The sequence below is a fragment of the Variovorax frigidus genome (assembly GCF_051216515.1).
Lineage (GTDB): Bacteria > Pseudomonadota > Gammaproteobacteria > Burkholderiales > Burkholderiaceae_C > Variovorax.
Map to the genome: position 1 here is coordinate 746,012 of NZ_JBPJZF010000002.1, position 15,117 is coordinate 761,128.

Annotated in this window: 14 protein-coding genes; 10 read left to right on the forward strand and 4 right to left on the reverse strand. The window is 68.9% G+C overall.

Going from position 1 to position 15,117, the window contains the following annotated elements; all coding sequences use genetic code 11:
- Positions 1 to 25 precede the first annotated feature (25 nt).
- Positions 26 to 1,249: a CaiB/BaiF CoA transferase family protein gene (locus ACSFBC_RS08735; RefSeq protein ID WP_435509906.1), complete on the reverse strand. Its 1,224-nt coding sequence runs from the start codon at positions 1,247 to 1,249 to the stop codon at positions 26 to 28.
- Between the two features lie 37 nt (positions 1,250 to 1,286).
- Complete coding sequence (locus ACSFBC_RS08740; RefSeq protein WP_435509907.1) at positions 1,287 to 2,066, reverse strand: enoyl-CoA hydratase-related protein; 780 nt, start codon at positions 2,064 to 2,066, stop codon at positions 1,287 to 1,289.
- Positions 2,067 to 2,383: 317 nt separating this feature from the next.
- Between ACSFBC_RS08740 and ACSFBC_RS08745 the strand changes: the two genes are divergently transcribed.
- The 8 genes from ACSFBC_RS08745 to ACSFBC_RS08780 are packed head-to-tail and all read left to right on the forward strand — an operon-like array spanning position 2,384 to position 10,561.
- The gene (locus ACSFBC_RS08745; RefSeq protein WP_435509908.1) at positions 2,384 to 3,520 is read left to right on the forward strand and encodes an iron-containing alcohol dehydrogenase; all 1,137 of its coding nucleotides are present in this window, start codon (positions 2,384 to 2,386) and stop codon (positions 3,518 to 3,520) included.
- Between the two features lie 47 nt (positions 3,521 to 3,567).
- The gene (locus ACSFBC_RS08750; RefSeq protein WP_435509909.1) at positions 3,568 to 4,533 is read left to right on the forward strand and encodes a Bug family tripartite tricarboxylate transporter substrate binding protein; all 966 of its coding nucleotides are present in this window, start codon (positions 3,568 to 3,570) and stop codon (positions 4,531 to 4,533) included.
- A 37-nt stretch (positions 4,534 to 4,570) separates the two neighbouring features.
- On the forward strand, positions 4,571 to 5,563 hold the full coding sequence (locus ACSFBC_RS08755; RefSeq protein ID WP_435509910.1) for a TRAP transporter substrate-binding protein: 993 nt from the start codon (positions 4,571 to 4,573) through the stop codon (positions 5,561 to 5,563).
- Positions 5,560 to 6,489 (forward strand): amidohydrolase family protein, encoded by a 930-nt coding sequence (locus ACSFBC_RS08760; RefSeq protein WP_435509911.1) that lies wholly within the window; start codon positions 5,560 to 5,562, stop codon positions 6,487 to 6,489. The genes ACSFBC_RS08755 and ACSFBC_RS08760 overlap by 4 nt, the downstream gene beginning before the upstream one ends.
- Positions 6,490 to 6,528: 39 nt before the next feature.
- Complete coding sequence (locus ACSFBC_RS08765) at positions 6,529 to 7,032, forward strand: TRAP transporter small permease (RefSeq protein ID WP_435509912.1); 504 nt, start codon at positions 6,529 to 6,531, stop codon at positions 7,030 to 7,032.
- A gap of 25 nt (positions 7,033 to 7,057) precedes the next feature.
- The gene (locus ACSFBC_RS08770) at positions 7,058 to 8,335 is read left to right on the forward strand and encodes a TRAP transporter large permease subunit (protein ID WP_435509913.1); all 1,278 of its coding nucleotides are present in this window, start codon (positions 7,058 to 7,060) and stop codon (positions 8,333 to 8,335) included.
- A 22-nt stretch (positions 8,336 to 8,357) separates the two neighbouring features.
- The gene (locus ACSFBC_RS08775; protein WP_435509914.1) at positions 8,358 to 9,533 is read left to right on the forward strand and encodes an alpha-hydroxy acid oxidase; all 1,176 of its coding nucleotides are present in this window, start codon (positions 8,358 to 8,360) and stop codon (positions 9,531 to 9,533) included.
- Positions 9,534 to 9,574: 41 nt separating this feature from the next.
- Positions 9,575 to 10,561, forward strand: coding sequence for a Bug family tripartite tricarboxylate transporter substrate binding protein (locus ACSFBC_RS08780; protein ID WP_435509915.1), 987 nt, complete (start codon positions 9,575 to 9,577; stop codon positions 10,559 to 10,561).
- Positions 10,562 to 10,564: 3 nt separating this feature from the next.
- On the opposite strand, the gene ACSFBC_RS08785 is transcribed toward ACSFBC_RS08780, so the two are convergent.
- Positions 10,565 to 11,500 carry an NAD(P)-dependent oxidoreductase gene (locus ACSFBC_RS08785; protein WP_435509916.1) on the reverse strand — a complete coding sequence of 312 codons (936 nt, stop codon included), beginning with the start codon at positions 11,498 to 11,500 and terminating at the stop codon, positions 10,565 to 10,567.
- Between the two features lie 332 nt (positions 11,501 to 11,832).
- On the opposite strand from ACSFBC_RS08785, the gene ACSFBC_RS08790 reads away from it, so the two are divergent.
- A complete protein-coding gene (locus tag ACSFBC_RS08790; RefSeq protein ID WP_435509917.1) occupies positions 11,833 to 13,110 on the forward strand; it encodes a hypothetical protein in 1,278 nt (425 codons plus the stop codon).
- 54 nt (positions 13,111 to 13,164) lie between these two features.
- On the opposite strand, the gene ACSFBC_RS08795 is transcribed toward ACSFBC_RS08790, so the two are convergent.
- Positions 13,165 to 14,142, reverse strand: coding sequence for a magnesium and cobalt transport protein CorA (locus tag ACSFBC_RS08795; protein WP_435510055.1), 978 nt, complete (start codon positions 14,140 to 14,142; stop codon positions 13,165 to 13,167).
- 164 nt (positions 14,143 to 14,306) lie between these two features.
- On the opposite strand from ACSFBC_RS08795, the gene ACSFBC_RS08800 reads away from it, so the two are divergent.
- Positions 14,307 to 15,098: a TorF family putative porin gene (locus ACSFBC_RS08800; protein ID WP_435509918.1), complete on the forward strand. Its 792-nt coding sequence runs from the start codon at positions 14,307 to 14,309 to the stop codon at positions 15,096 to 15,098.
- The last annotated feature ends 19 nt before the right edge of the window (positions 15,099 to 15,117 follow it).

Genomic DNA, 15,117 nt, shown 5'->3' on the forward strand with positions numbered 1-15,117 from the left:
TCCGTTTTTTTCTGTTCGCATCGCTTCAGTTCGCTGCGGCGGCGCCGACCTTGACGGCACCGAAGGCACCCGCCTGGCGCAGCGCTTCGATGCGTTCCGCCGACAGGCCGATCTCGCCCAGCACCTGCTCGGTGTGCTGGCCCAGCAGCGGCGCGGGATGGCGCACCTGCTGCGGCGTGCCGCTGAGTTTGACCGGAAAGCCCAGCGCACGGGTCTTGCCCTCGACGGGGTGGTCGATGGTCAGCACCATGTCGCGCGCCACCGCCTGCTCGCTGCCGAGCGCCTCGGCGTAGTCGTAGATCGGGCCTGCGGGCACGCCGGCCGCGAGCAGTGCATCGACCCATTCGTCGGCGGTGCCGCGCGCGAACTCGGCCTCGAGCTCGGCGATCAGCACCTCGCGGTTCCGGATGCGCAGCACGTTGTCGGTGAAGCGCGCGTCCTGCACCATGTCGTCGCGCCCGATCACGCCGCACAGTGCCTTCCAGAGCTTCTGGTTGGCCGCGCCGATGACGAAGGGACGGTCCGACGCACGCACCGCCTGGTAGGGCGCGCTCATGCGGTTGGCGCTGCCGATGGGCACCGGCACCTCGCCCGTGCCCCAGTACTCGGCCGACTCCCACACCGACAGGCTCAGCGCGGTCTCGAACAGCGAGGCGTCGATGAACTGGCCCTCGCCGGTGATGCCGCGGCCGATGATCGCGCTCAGGATGCCGTAGGCCGCGAACAGGCCCGCGCCCAGGTCGGCCAGCGGCACGCTCGACTTGACGGGCGGTTGGCCCGCATGGCCCATCACGCTCATCACGCCGGTCATGGCCTGCGCGATCAGGTCGAGACCGGGGCGGCGCGACCAGGGACCGGTCTGGCCGAAGCCCGAGATGCTGGCGTAGACCAGCCGCGGGTTGATCTCGCGCAAGGTGGCGTAGTCGATCTTGAGCCGCGCGACCACGCCGGGCCGGTTGTTCTCGACCAGCACGTCGGCCTCCTTCACCAGCGCATAGAAGGCTTCGAGGCCGGCCGGGCTCTTGAGGTCGATCTCGACGCTGCGCTTGTTGCGGTTCAGCGCCAGGAAGCCGCCGCTGTCCTCGCCCTTGAGGCGGAAGCCCATCGACTTGCGGGTCTGGTCGCCGATGCCCGGCGTCTCGACCTTGATGACGTCCGCGCCCATGTCGCCGAGCAGCATGCAGCAGAAAGGGCCGGCCATGATCTGGCTGACGTCGAGGACCTTGATGCGGGAAAGAGGAAGGGTCACGCGGTGCTCCGTGGGAATGTCGTGAAAACGGGCGCGCTCAGCGGCCCGTGAAGACCGGCTTGGTCTTGGCGAGGAAGGCCTGGAAGCCGATCCGGAAGTCCTCGGTGTCGAAGCAGGCATAGGCCTCGTCGGCCTCGGCCGCTGTCAGCGGCTGGGGCTGCGCCAGGCGGCGCACGAACTTCTTGTGCCAGCGCGCCACCAGCGGCGCGCCGTTGGCGATGCGGCGCGCAGTGGCCTGGCCCTGCGCCAGCACCTCGGCGTCGTCGACCACGCGGTTGACCAGCCGCTTCTCGAAGGCTTCCTTGGCGTCGAACACGCGGCCCTCGAGCACGATCTCGAGCGCGGTGGCGCTGCCCACCAGGTCGACCAGGCCGCCCAGTTCGCCGTACGACATCACCAGGCCCAGCTTGTTGACCGGCACGCCGAAGCGGCTGGACGTCCCGCAGATGCGCATGTCGCAGACCGAGGCGATCTCCAGCCCGCCGCCCACGCAGGCGCCCTCGATCACGGCCAGCGTCGGGTGCTTGCTGCGCGCGATGGCCTGCATCGCCGCGTGCGTGACCTGGGCGTAGTCGCCGGCCTGGGCCGCGCTGGAACGCAGGCGCGTGAACTCCTCGATGTCGGCGCCGGCCGAGAAGGCCTTGCCGCCGGCGCCGCGCAGCACGATGCAGCGCAGTGCGTCGTCAGCCGACAGCTCGGCGAAGGCCTCGCTCAGACCCTGCCACATGCCCAGGTCCATGGCATTCAACTTGTCGGGCTTGTTGAGGATGACGGTGGCGATGCGCTCGTCGCGCTCGATGAGGATGAGCGGGGTCATGTCGGGTCGTCTCTTTCGTGTGGTGCGCCGCGCCTTGGCCGGCGGCGTGGGATGAGGGGTGTGAACGGCCCGAAGTCTAGGAAGCGCGGGCCTTGCGGACAAACGAAAAAAACTGGGCCGGTCTTCAAGAAAAACTCGCGCGACCCCTGGTGCATGGCTTGTGAATTTTTCTCGGTCGGGCTTCAAGTTATTCCACGTTGCCCCGCAGGCGACCCGTTCCTAGACTCGCGGCCCACGACGTCGGAGCGCCGACTGCAGCCGCAGCCGAGGCCTATCGAAGAGACAACACCCGCAATCGCAGCCCGAACGGAGACCGCATGGCCCTCATCAACTACATCACCCAGATCCAGATCGACTTCGGTGCCGTGCAGCTGCTCGCGCACGAATGCGAACGCATCGGCATCCGCCGGCCGCTGGTGGTCAGCGACGCCGGCGTGCGCGCCGCGGGTGTGCTCGACCGCGTGACCGCGCAGCTGGGCGGCCTGCCCTTCGTGGTGTTCGACGGCACGCCCTCCAATCCCACCGAGCGTGCGATGCGCGCCGCGGTCGCGATGTATCTGGAGAACCAGTGCGACGGCATCGTCGCGGTCGGCGGCGGCTCGCCGATCGACCTGGCCAAGGGCGTGGCGGTCTGCGCCACGCACGATGGCCCGCTCAAGTCCTTCGCGGCCATCGAGGACGGTGCGGCACGCATCACGGCCGCCACCGCGCCGGTGATCGCCGTGCCCACCACGGCCGGCACCGGCAGCGAGGTCGGGCGCGGCGCGGTGCTGATCCTCGACGACGGCCGCAAGGTCGGCGTGCTCTCGCCGCACCTGGTGCCGCGCGTCGCGCTGTGCGATCCCGAACTCACGCTGGGCCTGCCGCCGCTGCTCACCGCGGCCACCGGCATGGACGCGATCGCGCACTGCATGGAGACCTTTATGGCGCCGGCCTTCAACCCGCCGGCCGACGGCATCGCACTCGACGGCCTGCGCCGCGGCTGGATGCACATCGAGACCGCGACTTCGACGCCCGGCGACCGCGAGGCCCGGCTTCACATGATGAGCGCCTCGATGCAGGGCGCGCTGGCGTTCCAGAAGGGCCTGGGCTGCGTGCACAGCCTGAGCCATTCGATGGGCGGCCTGAGCCCGCGGCTGCACCACGGCACGCTCAACGCGATCCTGCTGCCGGCCGTGATCCGCTTCAACGCCGAGGCCCCGTCGATGCACCAGGAGCAGCGGCTCGCGCGCATGGCGCAGGCCATGGGCCTGGGCGGCGCCGACGAGGTGGCGCCCGCGGTGAGCGCGATGAACCGCCGGCTCGGCCTGCCCACCGGCCTGGCCGCGCTCGACGTCTCGCCCGGGATCTTCCCGCGCGTGATCGAGGGCGCGCTCAAGGACCACTGCCACAAGACCAACCCGCGCGAGGCCAGCCCCGCCGACTACCAGGCGATGTTGATGGACTCGCTCTGAGCCCTGACGGCCGCGGCCTTTCCAAAGAAAAAACCGGAGACAAAGACATGCAAAGACGCCACTTCCTCGCCACCACCCTCGCCGCCTGCAGCGTGCCGCTGGTGCATGCGCAATCGCCGCTGCCGAGCGGCCCGATCCGCATCGTCGTGGGCTTTCCGCCCGGCGGCGGCACCGACGTGATGGCCCGCGTGATGGCGCAGAAGCTGTCGGTCCTGTGGGGCACGCCGGTCACGGTCGAGAACAAGACCGGCGCGGGCGGCGTGATCGCGGCCGAGTACGTGGCCAAGCAGCCCGGCGACGGCACCACGCTGCTGATGACCAACATCAGCAACCATGCGATCGCGCCCGCGCTCTACCCCTCGCTGTCCTATGTGGTGGAGCGCGACTTCACGCCGATCGTGCTGGTCGGCATCACGCCCAACCTGCTGATCTGCAACACCAGCCAGCCGGCGCGCACGCTCAAGGACGTGGTGGCGCTGTGCCGCAACAAGCCCGGCGCGATCACCTTCGGCTCCTCGGGCGCGGGCGCCTCGCAGCACCTGGCGACCGAGCTGTTCAAGCTGCGCGCCAACGTGGATGCGCTGCATGTGCCCTACCGCGGCTCGGCACCGATGCTGACCGACCTGATCGGCGGCCAGATCAACTACAGCTTCGAGACCATGACCTCGGCCACACCGCACGTGGCCAGCGGCAAGCTGCTGGCCATCGCGCAGACCCGGCCGCAGCGATCGAAGGCCCAGCCCCAGGTGCCGACCGTGGCCGAGCTGGGCTACCCCGGCTTCGACGCCAGCACCTGGTACGGCCTGGCCGGCCCGGCGCGCCTGCCGCCGGCGATGGTGCAGCGCATGAACGAGGACTTCAACAAGGTGCTCTCGATGCCCGACGTGGCCGAGAAGCTGGCCAGCTACGGCGCCGAGGACGGCGGCGGCTCGGCCGCGAAGTTCGTCGACTTCATCGCGGTCGAGAAGGAGAAGTGGGCCAAGGTGGTCAAGGAAGCCAAGGTCACGGTCTGAGCCGCATCGCATCAGCCATTCACAACAGGAGACAAGCATGCATACCCCATTCAAGCCACTCGCGGGTGGCCTGCTGGCCCTCGCCTTCGCGCTCGGCGCCGGCACGGCCGCAGCGCAGGCGCCAGTCAAGCTGCGCTTCAGCCACACCGTGCCCGAGAGCGACTCGCAGCACAAGGCCGCGCTCGACTTCGGCAAGCGCGTCAAGGAACGCACCCAGGGCGGCGTGGAGATCCAGGTCTTCGCCAACAGCCAGCTGGGCAACGACGTGACGCTGGTGACCGGCGTGCGCAGCGGCACCATCGACATCGGCGCCACCGGCAACCCTTTCGTCACCGGCCTCGCGCCCAAGCTCAACGCGCTCGACCTGCCCTACCAGTTCGCCGATGCGCAGCAGGCCTACCGCACGCTCGACGGCCCGGTCGGCCGCGGCCTGCTCGACGAGCTGGGCACGCACCAGATCAAGGGCCTGGCCTTCTGGGAAATCGGCTTTCGCAGCCTGGGCAACAACAAGCGGCCGATCAACACCGCCGCCGACATCAAGGGCCTGAAGATCCGCACCACGCCGAACCCCTCGCACCTCAAGGCCTTCCAGCTGCTGGGCGCGAACCCGCAGCCCATGCCCTTCGCCGAGGTCTTCGGCGCGCTCGAGTCGGGCGCGGTCGACGGCCAGGAGAACCCGCCCACGCTGATGATGTCGTCGAAGATGTACGAGGTGCAGAAGTACCTCTCGCTCACGCGCCATGCCTACACGCCGCTGGTGGTGATCATGAACAAGGCGCGCTTCGAATCGCTCAAGCCCGAGTTCCAGAAGGTGGTCCTCGAAGAGGCCGCCGCCGCAGCGAACTTCCAGCGCAAGCTCAATGCCGACGGCGAGAAGGACGCGATCGCCCAGCTGCGCGCCAAGGGCATGCAGATCAACGAGAACCCCGACACCGCGAGCATCCGGCAGATCGTGCGCGACGAGACGCGCAAGCTCTATGTGGAGAGGAACGGCGACGCGGTGCTCAAGGCCATGGACGCGCAGCCGTGAGCGCGCCGCAGCTCCCCGCCGCAATCGTCGACGCGCACCACCACCTCTGGCACCTGTCGGAGGGCCACTTCCCCTGGCTGCAGGACGGCTACGACGCCGATGCCTTCTTCCTCGGCGACTACAGCGTGCTGCAGCGCGACTTCGGCGTGGCCGACTACCGTGCCGTGACCGCGGGCCTGCCCATCGTCGCCACCGTGCACGTCGAGGCCGAACGCTCGCGCGCCGAGTCGCTGGCCGAGACGCGCTGGCTGCACGCCATCCATGCGCAGCATGGCTTTCCCGATGCGGTGATCGCCAACGTGGAGTTTCTCGCGCCCGATGCCGAGGCGCAGATGCGCCAGCAGGCCGAATGGCCGCTGGTGCGCGGTGTGCGCTGCAAGCCGCGCATCGCAAGCAGTCCCACCGACAGCGTGCGCGGCCAACCCGGCACGCTGCAGCACGAACCCTGGCTCGCGGGCCTGGGCCTGCTGCGCGACCACGACCTGCTGTGGGACGTGCGCGTGCCCTACTGGCACCTCGAAGAAGCGGCCGAGGCCATCGCCCGCTTTCCGGGCCTGCGCGTGGCGCTCGAGCATGCAGGCCTGCCGTGGGACCGCAGCGAGGACGGCCTCGCGCACTGGCGCCGCGGCATGACCGCGTTGGCCGCGCGGCCCGAGGTGGTGGTGAAGCTGTCGGAATTCGGCCTGCCCGATGCGCCCTGGGACGCCGCGAGCAATGTGCGCGTGATCCGCGAGACGGTCGAGATCTTCGGTGCGCAGCGCTGCATGTTCGCGAGCAACCTGCCGGTGTCGGGCCTGCGCGCGCCCTTCGCCGAGGTGGTGCGCACCGTGGCCGAGGCGCTGGCACCGCTCGATGCGGCGGCGCGCGATGCCATCTGGTGCGGCAATGCACTGCGCGTCTACCGCATCGCACCCGCCAGCCGCTGAAGCCGACGCACCCCCTATCGACAACAACAGGAGACCGCCATGCTGTCCCGCCTTTTCGAGCGCGCCGCGAACGTGCTGATGATCACGATGATGGCCGTCATGGTCGCCCTCGTGTTCGGCAACGTGGTGCTGCGCTACGCCTTCAACTCGGGCATCGTCTTCTCGGAGGAAGCCTCGCGCTTCGTCTTCATGTGGCTCACGCTGATCGGCGCGCTGCTGGTGATGAAGGACAACATGCACCTGGGCATGTCGACCATCGTCGCGCGGCTGGGCGAGCGCGGCCAGCGCTTCTGCCGCTTCGTGGCCGACGTGGGCGCGCTGGGCTGCTGCCTGCTGCTGGTGCACGGCGCGTGGAAACTGGTGGTGATCGGCATGGACGACCGCGCGCCGGTCACCGGCGTGCCCCTCGGCGTGGTCTACGCCTGCCTTCTGGTGAGCAGCGCCGGCATGGCGCTGCTGCTGGTGCGCTCGCTCTGGCGCCTGCTGAGCGGGCGCATGCCGCGCGCCGAACTGGTCAACGACACCGGCAGCGCCGGCGAATGAGCCTCCCCCGATTCCGAAAGCACGCATGACCATCTTCGTCTTCGTCTCCTCGCTGCTCGGGGCCATGGCCTTCGGCATGCCCATCGCCTTCGCGCTGCTGTTCTGCGGCGTGGCGCTGATGGTTCACCTGGGCAGCTTCGACACCCAGATCCTCGCGCAGAACATGCTCGAGGGCGTCAACAACTATCCGCTGATGGCGGTGCCCTTCTTCATGCTGGCGGGTGAGCTCATGAACGCCGGCGGCCTCTCGGCGCGCATCGTGCGCGTTGCCGACGCGATGGTCGGCCATGTGCGCGGCGGCCTGGGCTACGTGGCGATCATCGCGGCCACCGTGGTGGCCAGCATCTCGGGCTCGGCCGTGGCCGACACCGCGGCGGTCGCGGCGCTGCTGATCCCGATGATGCGCAACGCCGGCTACAACGTGCCGCGCGCGGCCGGGCTGATCGCCGCGGGCGGCATCATCGCGCCGGTGATCCCGCCCTCGATCGCCATCGTGGTGTTCGGCGTGGTGGCGCAGGTCTCGATCACCAAGCTGTTCCTGGCCGGCCTGTTCCCCGGAATCATGATGGCGCTGACGCTCACCGCCACCTGGTGGCTGTGCGCGAAGAAGGAGAAGAGCGTGGCGGTGCGCGAATTCAGCGGCCACGCGCTGGGCCGCACGCTGCTCGACGGCGTGTGGGCGCTGATCCTGCCGATCGTGATCATCGGCGGCATGAAGTTCGGCGTGTTCACGCCGACCGAGGCCGCGGTGGTGGCCGTGGTCTATGCCTTCGTCGTGGGCATGTTCGTCTACGGCGAGCTCACGTTCTCGCGCATGCCCGAGCTGGTACTGAGCGCCGCCAAGACCTCGAGCATGGTGCTGTTCCTCGTGGCCTGTGCGCTGGTGTCGGCATGGCTCATCACCATCGCCAACATCCCGGCGCAGGTGACCGAATTGCTCGAGCCCTTCGTCGACAGCCCGATCCTGCTGATGTTCGTGATCATGGTGCTGGTGATCATCGTGGGCACCGCGCTCGACCTGATGCCGACCGTGCTGATCATGACGCCCATCCTGATGCCGGTGATCACCAAGGCCGGCATCGACCCGGTGTATTTCGGCGTGATGTTCATCATGAACAACGCCATCGGCCTGCTCACGCCGCCCGTGGGCACGGTGCTCAACGTGGTGGCCGGCACGGCGCGCGTGAGCCTCGACAGCGTGATCTCGGGTGTCTGGCCCTTCCTGCTGTCGCTGACCGCGCTGATGTTCCTGTTCGTGCTGTTCCCGCAGCTGATCCTGATGCCGGCGAGCTGGCTGCGCTGATCTCTTCCCCTTCTCATCCTTCATGACCCTGATCACCAACATCGAAGACCTGCGCGTGCTCGCGAAGAAGCGCGTGCCGCGCATGTTCTACGAGTACGCCGACGCCGGCTCCTGGACCGAGAGCACCTACCGCGCCAACGAGGCCGACTTCCAGCGCATCCTGCTGCGCCAGCGCGTGGCAGTGGACATCGGCGCGCGCAGCACGCGCACGCAGATGCTCGGCCAGGACGTGGCGATGCCCGTGGCCATCGCACCCACCGGCCTGACCGGCATGCAGCACGCCGACGGCGAGATCCTCGCGGCGCGCGCGGCCAAGGCTTTCGGCATCCCGTTCACACTGTCGACCGTGAGCATCTGCTCGATCGAGGACGTGGCCGAAGCCACCGACGGCCACCCCTTCTGGTTCCAGCTCTACGTGATGCGCGACCGCGCCTTCGTCGAGCGGCTGATGGCGCGCGCGCATGCGGCCAACTGCACGGCGCTGGTGCTCACGCTCGACCTGCAGATCAGCGGCCAGCGCCACAAGGACCTGCGCAACGGCCTCTCGGCGCCGCCGCGGCTCACGCTGCCCAACCTGCTCAACATGGCGAGCAAGCCACGCTGGTGCGCGGGCATGCTGGGCACCAGGCGCCGCAGCTTCGGCAACATCGTCGGCCACGTCGACGGCGTGGAGACCATGACATCGCTGGCCGAGTGGACCGCGCAGCAGTACGACCCCACGCTCAACTGGCAGGACGTGGCCTGGATCCGCAAGCAGTGGCCGGGCAAGCTGATCCTCAAGGGCATCCAGGACGTGGACGACGCCAGGCTCGCGGCCGACAGCGGCGCCGACGCGCTGATCGTGTCCAACCACGGCGGGCGCCAGCTCGACGGCGCGCCCTCGTCGATCCGCGCGCTGCCGCGCATCGCCGAGGCCGTGGGCCACCGCATCGAAGTGCACATGGACGGCGGCATCCGCTCGGGCCAGGACGTGCTCAAGGCGCTGGCCCTGGGCGCCAAGGGCACCTTCATCGGCCGCGCCATGCTCTACGGCCTGGGCGCGATGGGCGAGGCCGGCGTGACCCGCGCGCTGCAGGTGATCCACAAGGAGCTGGACCTGACGATGGCTTTCTGCGGGCGCACGGATGTGCGCTCGGTCGATCGAGGCATCCTGCTCGACGAGCCCGCACCCTCGCCTGCCGGCTTTCCGAATTTCTGAGCGCAACGCACGTTCGCCTTTCCGCCACCCCTGGAGACACCATGCCGATCCTCGCTTCCGTCCGTTCCCCTCGCACCCTGCTCGCGTTCTCGCTCGCCCTGGGCGGCCTGCTGGCCACCGGCGCCGCGCAGGCCACGGACTATCCCGTGCGCCCCATCGAACTGGTGGTGCCCTACCAGGCCGGCGGCGGCGCCGACGTGATGGCGCGCGGCTTCGCCGCTGCAGCCGTGAAGCACCTGCCGCAGCCCATCGTGGTGGTCAACAAGCCCGGCGCGGCCGGCGTGATCGGCTGGAACGACGTGATCAACGCCAAGCCCGACGGCTACCGCCTGGCACTCACGACGGTCGAGGTGACCTTCCTGAACCAGATCGGGCTGGCCAAGTTCGGCTGGAACGACCTGACACCCATCGCCCGCCTCAACGCCGACCCGGCCGTGGTGGTGGTGCGCGCCGACGCGCCCTGGACCACGCTGGAGCAGTTCGTCGCCGCCGCGAAGAAGCCCGATGCCAACGTGCGCGTCGGCAATGCCGGCCAGGGTTCGATGTGGCACCTGGCGGCGGCCGCGCTGGCCGACCGCACCGGCGCGAGCTTCAACTACATCCCCTATGCGGGCGGCGCGCCGGCCGTGCTCGCGCTGCTGGGCGGCCATGTGGACGCGGTCACGGTCAGCACGCCCGAGGTGGCGGCCCACATCGGCGCGGGCAAGCTGCGCGCACTGGGCGTGATGGCCGACCGGCGCGTGAAGGGCTTCGAGTCCGTGCCCACGCTCAAGGAACGCGGCATCGACCTCGAACTCGGCACCTGGCGCGGCCTGGCCGTGCCCAAGGGCACGCCGCCCGAGGTGATCGCGGTGCTCAAGGCCGCCACCGCCAAGACCATGAAGGAGCCCTCGCTGCGCGCCGACATGGAACGGCTGAACTTCACGGTGGACACCGACCTGGACAGCGCAGCCTTCGAGGCGCGCATGGCCCAGGAGAGCGCCTACATCAAGGACATCCTGAGCCGGGTCGTGCTGCTGCAGAAATAGGCTCTACCTGGTGTTCCGACCACCCTCCTCGTCGTAGAGGCGCACGACGGAGGCCGAGTCGGCCGTCTCGTTGCCGCGGCCCACGTACGCTGCATAGCGCGCCGTGGCGGCGGCGACCAGCGGCAGATCGAGTTGCAACTGTGACGACAGCGCCTGCACCGCCCGCATGTCCTTGAGCAGTTGCCGCGCATAGCCGCGCGGCTGGGCGAAATCACGCGCCTGCATCTGCGGGTAGATCTTCTGCAGGAGTCCGCTGTCGGCCAGCCCGCCCGCGAGGCAGCGCGGCAGGTCGGCGGCCGCGATGCCGGCCGCCTCGGCCAGCACCAGCGCCTCGGCCATCAGCACATAGCCGGTGCCGACGATGGCCTGGTTGATCGTCTTGGCGGCCTGGCCCGCGCCCACCGGCCCCATGCGCGTGCAGTTGGCAGCGAGGTCGGCGAACACTGGCCGGGCGCGCGCGATGTCGGCCTCGCTGCCGCCGGTCATCAGCGTGAGCGTGCCGTCGCGCGCCTGCATCGGGCCGCCGGACACCGGTGCATCGACCCAGCCCATGCCGGTCTCGGCGGCCAGCCGCGCGGCCATGGCGCGCGTGGCATCGGGCGTGATGGTGGAGTGGTCGAGCAGCAGCTTGCCCGCCGCGGGCCCCGCCGATGCGATGCCGCCGTCGGCGCTGCCGTTGCCGTTGCCGAACACGCAGGCCTGCACGGCCGGCCCGTCGAGCACGCACAGCAGCACGATGTCGCTGGCCGCGGCCACACCCGCCGGATTCGGTGCGGCGACCGCCCCGGCTGCGACCAGCGGCGCCACGCGATCGCTCTCGAGGTTCCAGACCGTGAGTGCCCAGCCCTGTGCGAGCAGCCGGTGCGCCATGGCCGAGCCCAGGAGGCCCAGGCCGATGAAGCCCACGCGCGGTCGTGAAGAGGGTGGGTGCGAAGTCATGCGATGCCTTGTGGAGTCGGTCCGCAGTCTAGGCAGCGCGCGGCCATGCGGCAAACCAGAAAAGTTTGCGCAGCGGGTGACAAAAACTCATGCGCCTCCAGCGTTGCGGCGTCGAGGTGTCACCAAGGTATTGAGCGAGGTGTCGATCCGCATTGCCCGCACCTGAAACAACATGTATCTTCCCGGGCGGCGCGGCATCTCGCGGCGCCGTCGATAACAACACAAGGAAGAGCATGAGGATTCTGTTTTCATTGGCCTGCGTGGCTGCGTTGGCAGGTTTGACGGGGTGTGGAGGTGGTGGTGGAGGAGACGGTGGCGGTGCGAACCCGCCCGTGACGCCGCCGCCGGCGCTCACCATGACGGTCAAGATCAACGGCAGCGCGGCCATCGCCGATGCAAGCGGCCAGTTCATCGCCCAGCCGGGCGACACGGTCGAGATCACACCCAGCGAAGCCACCGACTGGAACGGCGTGGCAGCAGGCGCGGGCGCGGCTGCCATCACCCTGCGCAACCCGAGCGTGACGGCCACGAAGTGGAGCGCACAGATCGTCAATGCATCCGCGAACGCGGGCACTTACACGGTGTCGGCGACCACCACGGCCAGCCCGGCACGCACCAAGGCCACGGTGCTCGCCGTCGCAGCCGGCGACGCGCGCAACGGCACCTATCGCGTCTACGCAAGCAACGGGCTGCAGTACCAGCTGAGCCTGGACTTCAACCTGAACCGCTACACCTTCACCGATCAGGACGGCAGCCACCCGGTGTCCGACACCTTCGGCACCGATGCGTCCGAACCCGGCAGCTTCTTCTTCAAGAGCGACCGGGCCCCGTCGACGGTCAACGTGTCGCGCTTCCGCGTCACGACCGATGCGGTGGTCGGCGCCTTCCCCTTTGTCGAGCCCCTGGCGACGACCCCCACCTACGCGGTCAAGCCCTTCATCGCGGCGCGCAAGCTGATCACGACGGCAGCGGAACTCGACGGCACCTACAACCTGTTCGGCATCAGCCGTGAAGCGGCCGGCAACGGCTCGGCGATCACGCAGACTTCGCTGTCCGCAGGCGGCACAGTGTTCAAGCTCTGCAACAGCATGCAGGTCTTCAGCATCGCCGACTGCCCGTCGGGCGTGATGCTGACCTACAACGTCGAGCCGACGGACGTGAGCGGCGTCTGGCGCATGGTCAACGTGGCGAATGCCAACGACACCAGCCGCTTCGTGGTCGCGCGCATCGGCAACCAGAACGTCTACCTCTCGGGCGGTGCCTCGATCGCCACGGCCGGGCGCTACCTGATGCGGATCGGCGTGCAGGACACCCCGGTGTGGGCCACCGCCACCGGCTACGGGGCCTCGACCGGCGGCTCGTGGGGCAAGGTCAAGCTCACGGCCACGGGCAATACGCGCGAGGTGATCGCCGCCGACGGGTCCTCGTCCTCGTCCACGAACACCTACGTCGGCTTGGGTCTCACCGGACCTGCCGGCCTGCGATTCGTCGCCAACTCCGCACCGCACGCCGGCTACTTCGCCATCTACAACACGAAGCTCCTGGTGCTCATCGGCGGCGCGGCGCCCTCCACCACCGCCGGCTACCTGCAGATCAACCTGCTCGACTAGCCCGCAAACGCCCTCCGGCGGTGCGCATCAGGTGCGCCGCCGGAGGGCCCGCCCTCACACCCACCCGGCCCGGCGAAAGCGGTAGTAGAGGTAGCCGCAGATGCTGACGATCAGGCCCAGCGCCATCGCATAGCCGTAGCGCCATTTCAGTTCGGGCATCTGCTCGAAGTTCATGCCCCAGATGCCGACGAAGGCCGTGCACACCGCGAAGATCGCGGCCCACGCGGCAAGCCGCTTGGTGACCTCGCCGTCGGCGATGGTGACCATCGACAGGTTGGCCTGGATCGCGATGCCGATGGTGTCGCGCATCGCGTCGATCGAGGCGTTGATGCGGTTCAGATGGTCGAGCACGTCGCGGAAATACTCCTGCGTGCCCACGCAGAGCTGCGGCACCCGGCCGCCATGCAGCCGGTTGGCGCCTTCGAGCAGCGGCGCGACCGCGTGCTTGAGCACCGTGAGACGCTGCTTGAGGCCGTAGAGGCCCTGGATGTTCTCGCGCGCGCCACCTTGGGTGAAGATGCGCTCCTCGATGCTCTCGAGTTCGACGTCGAAGGCGTCGATGGCCGGGAAGTAGCGGTCGACCACCGCGTCCATCAGCGCATAGAGCACGAAGCCCGGGCCGTTCTTGAGCAGCTCCGGTTCACGCTGGCAGCGCTCGCGCACCTCGACGAAACCATGGCTGCTGCGGTTGCGCACCGACACCACGTAGTTGTGGCCGACGAACACGTCGAGCTCGCCGACCTCCATGGCGGTGCGCGGCGCGTCGGCGTCCGCATCGAGCAGGTGCAGCACCACGAACAGCGAATCGCCGTACTCCTCGACCTTGGGGCGTTGATGGCCGTTCTGCGCGTCCTCGACGGCCAGCGGATGCAGATCGAAGGCCTGCTGCAGTTCCAGCAGTTCTTCCTGCGAGGCGTCGTGCAGCGCGACCCAGACGAAACAGCGCGGCAGCGCGATGTATTCGCCGATGCGGCTCACGGGAATGTCGGCGAGCTTGGTGCCGTCTTCGTAGACAACGCAATTGATGAGCATGCGGGAGCCGTTGAGCGATGGAGACGTGTGCATCTTGCCACGCCAGGCAAGCACCCTGCACGGGATGTCCACGCGCCTTTTTACGCCCGGGCCCGGCCTTTTTACGCGGGTTTTACACGGCCCCTCCTACGCTCGCGCTTCCTCATTCATCGCTCATTCCTGTCATGTATTTCCGCTCCCCTCAGACCCTGGCCCTTCTTGCACTGTGCGTGCTCCCCACCTTCGCGAGCGCACAGACCACAGCCAACATCGCGCTCAGCAGCGACTACAAGTTCCGCGGCCAGGACCAGGACGTGCTGGGCCACGACGGCAGCGCCAAGACACGCGCGCTCAAGCCCTCGCTGCAGGGCGGCTTCGACCATGCCTTCGGCGACAGCGGCTGGTATGTCGGCAACTGGAACGCCAGCGTCGGATGGCTGGCGGGCAACAGCATCGAAAGCGACCTCTACGGCGGCTACAAATTCAAGGCCGGCGTGTTCGATGTCGACCTCGGTGCGCTGACCTACCTCTACCCTGGCAACAGCGCAGGCAACACGACCGAGCTGTATGCCGGCGCGAGCCACGCCGACGCGACGCTGGGCAGCTTCACGCTCAAGTACGCGCACACGGTCTCGAAGGACTACTTCAACTACGCGGGCAGCGCCGCGGGCTCGGGCCTGTCGGGCCGCAACACCGGCTACCTCAGCCTGGCCTACAGCAAGGAGATCGGCGCGGGCGTCACGCTCAAGGCCGCGCTGGGTCACACCCGCATGGCCAGCGACATCCGGCGGCTGGGCTACCGCAGCTTCGTCGACTACAGCGTGGGCGCGAGCCTCGACCTGGGCAGCGGCGTGTCGCTGGGCGGCGCGGTGCAGGGCGCGAGCCACGAGCGCGCCTATGCGCTCACGAGCGGTCCCGACGCCGGCTGGTCGCCCAACCGGCCGCGGCTGGTGCTGACGCTGGCCAAGACCCTGTGATGCGCCGATAGGGCGCGTC

Bases quoted from the DNA above. Each gene is read 5' to 3' on its own strand.
- ACSFBC_RS08740 (WP_435509907.1), bottom strand. From the start codon at position 2,066: ATGACCCCGCTCATCCTCATCGAGCGCGACGAGCGCATCGCCACCGTC.
- ACSFBC_RS08745 (WP_435509908.1), top strand. From the start codon at position 2,384: ATGGCCCTCATCAACTACATCACCCAGATCCAGATCGACTTCGGTGCC.
- ACSFBC_RS08750 (WP_435509909.1), top strand. From the start codon at position 3,568: ATGCAAAGACGCCACTTCCTCGCCACCACCCTCGCCGCCTGCAGCGTG.
- ACSFBC_RS08755 (WP_435509910.1), top strand. From the start codon at position 4,571: ATGCATACCCCATTCAAGCCACTCGCGGGTGGCCTGCTGGCCCTCGCC.
- ACSFBC_RS08765 (WP_435509912.1), top strand. From the start codon at position 6,529: ATGCTGTCCCGCCTTTTCGAGCGCGCCGCGAACGTGCTGATGATCACG.
- ACSFBC_RS08770 (WP_435509913.1), top strand. From the start codon at position 7,058: ATGACCATCTTCGTCTTCGTCTCCTCGCTGCTCGGGGCCATGGCCTTC.
- ACSFBC_RS08775 (WP_435509914.1), top strand. From the start codon at position 8,358: ATGACCCTGATCACCAACATCGAAGACCTGCGCGTGCTCGCGAAGAAG.
- ACSFBC_RS08780 (WP_435509915.1), top strand. From the start codon at position 9,575: ATGCCGATCCTCGCTTCCGTCCGTTCCCCTCGCACCCTGCTCGCGTTC.
- ACSFBC_RS08785 (WP_435509916.1), bottom strand. From the start codon at position 11,500: ATGACTTCGCACCCACCCTCTTCACGACCGCGCGTGGGCTTCATCGGC.
- ACSFBC_RS08795 (WP_435510055.1), bottom strand. From the start codon at position 14,142: ATGCTCATCAATTGCGTTGTCTACGAAGACGGCACCAAGCTCGCCGAC.
- ACSFBC_RS08800 (WP_435509918.1), top strand. From the start codon at position 14,307: ATGTATTTCCGCTCCCCTCAGACCCTGGCCCTTCTTGCACTGTGCGTG.